We start from the raw sequence: 3083 nt of genomic DNA, 5'->3' as shown, positions 1-3083 counted from the left end.
AGAATGGATTCATGCAAACGTGAAACGCTGACGCCAATGGCCTTCGCGGCATCTGGCGCGCGCATGTATCCAGTCGCATCCTCGGCCATTGCTTTGGCCGAATCCAGGCCCAGGACGCAATCGGACTTCTGGGCAGCGACATCGATGATGATTTGCAGCAGGGGCTCGAGCGTCGTGCCCTGGCACACCTTGCGCAGACTGATGTACCAGTCGCCGAGCAAGGTGTTCAGTGTGCGGGCATCCTTGCGACCGGCGGCAATGCGCTGCTCGACGTGATTCCGAAAACCGGTTGGCCAGTCGGTCAACAAGGCTTCGAGCGGCGAGAGGAATTCGACCGCGTCGGTGACGAATTTCGGCAATGCCGCGCCGCGCGGCAACCCGGGGCGCGTCGGGTCCGTATATTGGCAGAGAGTACGAATGACCTTCACCAACACATTGATGTCCACGCCGTGCAGGGGCGGCTTCACGCTGCCAGCCTGCTGCCCGTTGCTCGCAATCAGCGTCGACAGCCACTGCTGCGCCCGGGTCGCCGGCACACGCGGCAGGCTGCTCAGGTCATGGCCGCACGAGCACAATCCAATGTAGAGCCGCTCCGGCGAAAGGTGCTTCCCGCACGCGTTGCACTGGTCGACCAGCAGGATTCTATGGTGCGGACATGCGGTGACATAAGCGTGTTCCCAGTGATGTCGCAGGTAAGGCGATTCAGCCAGACACCCCGGACACACGGCGTCAGACTGAGCACGGTGCAGACGTCCCCAATCCCGGGTGAGGTTTTCCTGCTGCCTGGTGAATTCGGTCCATGCCGGCTCCAGGCCGAGGTTACGCGCTACGTCATCCGTGCGAGTGAGCAAGGCGCGGCGATTGCGCTCGATACCCGCCGTACTTGCCAGGTCGCGCCAGTTGAAAAGGGCATTGTCGGCGGAGAGACGCCGGTAATACCCCATCCCGGATTCGTCGTCCCGGGGGGCATAGGTGAGAACTAGGCTCATTGCTTATCTCCTGACTTTTTTCGAACCGGTACGGACGTCGCGTTGCTCATCAGAACGTGAACGTATGCCTGTTTCAGGGCCGCCGGGTCCACGCCCGGGCCATCGATTCCCGAATCCTGGAAAGCCGGTCTGTGCGGTGACCCAGCGTGGCTAACGTATTCAGTTGCCCTCTGGCAGTCTGCGTATGTAATGGCGCGCGGTGCTTCGTTCGCCTTCAGACTGGCCAGCTCGCGCATGAAGTCAGCGAGTACCCCAATCAGACCCCCGGTGAGCAGATAGCTCTGCTGCGTCAGCACGCGTGGGGGCACGTCAATCGGATAGCCCGCCGCCGAGAACAGGCGCGCATAATTCACAACGCACGAGATGTAGGCTGCCATCTGGTCAGCGATGCTTGCGTCGTACGGAAGGAAATTGCGAGCAGGGCAAGCACGACGACGCAGCTGTTCATTTGCTGAAAAAAGTCGTTCGAGTCGCGGAATGCCGAAGAGAATCAGCGTCATGTCGAGCGTGTCCGCCAGGGTCTTGAGCCAGTCGCTGGCTGCGCGCGGAGGCACCCGTGACCCTTCATCTACGAGGTGCGATATCTCGTCAAAAATCACGACACGTGTGCCAGCCAGACGAAGCTGCGTCACCATCAAGTCGAACATCGCGCCCGCCGTCATGCTGCCTGGAACCTGGATGCCCAAAGCACGCAGCACACTTTTAGGAAGCAGTTTGGCCGTTGCGGATTGGGGCACCTCAACAACTAGGACGGGCACATGGCGCCGTCCATCGATGCGGTTTTCAGGGTAGTCGCGAGACAGGTTGGCGATGAGCGAGGATTTGCCCACACCGCTCGGACCAGGAACCCGAACGACTTTGGGCGCAAAGCCAGTAAGGGCGTCATCGATGCGCCGTTTGAGCGCAGTGAGGTGCTCCACAAACATGGGATGCGGAAGTTCGCAGGCCTCAATGTCTCTGCGCAGTTGTTGAGCTGGCGTCACAGCAGTTTCTCTCCGGTGTTTCTGTTTACGATGTGCATTAAAGGCGCGTTGTCGTACGAGATGGCGTCGGGCTGAAGGTCTTCCGCCGGCAACGACTGATTGGTCGAAGGTGCAGGCCCGAACGGCGCTGTCGCTGAAAGCGGCCGGTCGATGGCCCTCTGGACAGCCGAGTCGTCTTTGGCGCGGCGCACGGTTTCCTTGTTTTCCTCGCGCTTACCGCGGGTTCTGCGCTTATCGGCTTTCCGGTTTCCGGTGACCGCCTCGTCCATGTCACGCTCGAATTGGACCTTTTCGTCCGGGACCGTCCAGTTAGCCATGCCCGAATCGAATCGCGCTTTGGCTTCAGCAAAGGTCCACGCCGGCGTGTCCTCACGAACGTGTTCGTGCGTCAGCGTGACGAGCGGAAGGTCATCTCCCTCGTACACGTATGCCTGGCGGAAGTCGTCGGGGTTGTAGACTACGTGGAGCTGCGAGTGGTCGCCGTACTTGGCCAGCAGATACGACATGGCTTTGCCGCGGTACCTGAATCCATGCTCAAGCGTGATTCCCGTCTTGGCGCTCAACACGCACATCTTGTTTTCAAAGAGTGCAGCCATCCATTCACGACGCGCCGGCGGCATGGTGATGGGTTGTCCCATTTCTTCGGTCTGGTAGGTCAGGCGCTCAAGCGGCGTCTTTCCCTTGACCGAATCGACCAGCAGTTCGTCCCAACGCAGCCGGTCGAGCGGGGTGTTGACCCAGACCTCATATAGCCACCTGACAATCCATTTCTCGAACGCGTCGAGGGTCATCAAGTCGTCGCCTAGCGCCTCCGGGTCGCGCACGCCATCCTTTCCTTCAAAGCGCGTGCAGCCCGAGAGAAGCTGCAATGCCTCCTTGAGCGCTCTGTTCAGGCGTTCGATGAATGGTTTGCCTTGAGCTTCCTTTGCTTTGCAGTGCTTGACATCCATTCCAAGACGCTCAAGGCGGACGATTCGTCCGCCCTTGGTCTCCGGACCATTATCAAAAATGACCAGTACGGGCGTGCCATAAATGTTCAGCGCATGAGCGATACCAAGCTCCTTGAACCGGGCTGCCTTGGCAGGCGTCAGATACATCTCAAGGCACACCA

The 3083-nt window shown here is 59.9% G+C and carries 2 protein-coding genes and 1 pseudogene; all 3 read right to left on the bottom strand.

Features of this window, described 5'->3' with window-relative positions; genetic code table 11:
- The coding region (locus tag JMF90_RS30925) for a TniQ family protein (RefSeq protein WP_201325866.1) at positions 1–989 on the bottom strand (989 nt) is incomplete at its 3' end.
- Entirely contained in the window at positions 986–1972 is a 987-nt protein-coding gene (locus tag JMF90_RS30920) for a TniB family NTP-binding protein (RefSeq protein ID WP_034195835.1), read from the bottom strand. The genes JMF90_RS30920 and JMF90_RS30925, both read right to left, overlap by 4 nt.
- Positions 1969–3083, bottom strand: a pseudogene (locus JMF90_RS30915) (transposase); the annotation flags it as partial. The gene JMF90_RS30920 and the pseudogene JMF90_RS30915, both read right to left, overlap by 4 nt.

This window comes from Burkholderia sp. E168m23 (assembly GCF_016586125.1).
Lineage (GTDB): Bacteria > Pseudomonadota > Gammaproteobacteria > Burkholderiales > Burkholderiaceae > Burkholderia > Burkholderia orbicola.
The sequence above is the reverse complement of the archived record's forward strand: the minus strand, read 5'-3'. Positions and strand labels throughout refer to the sequence as shown.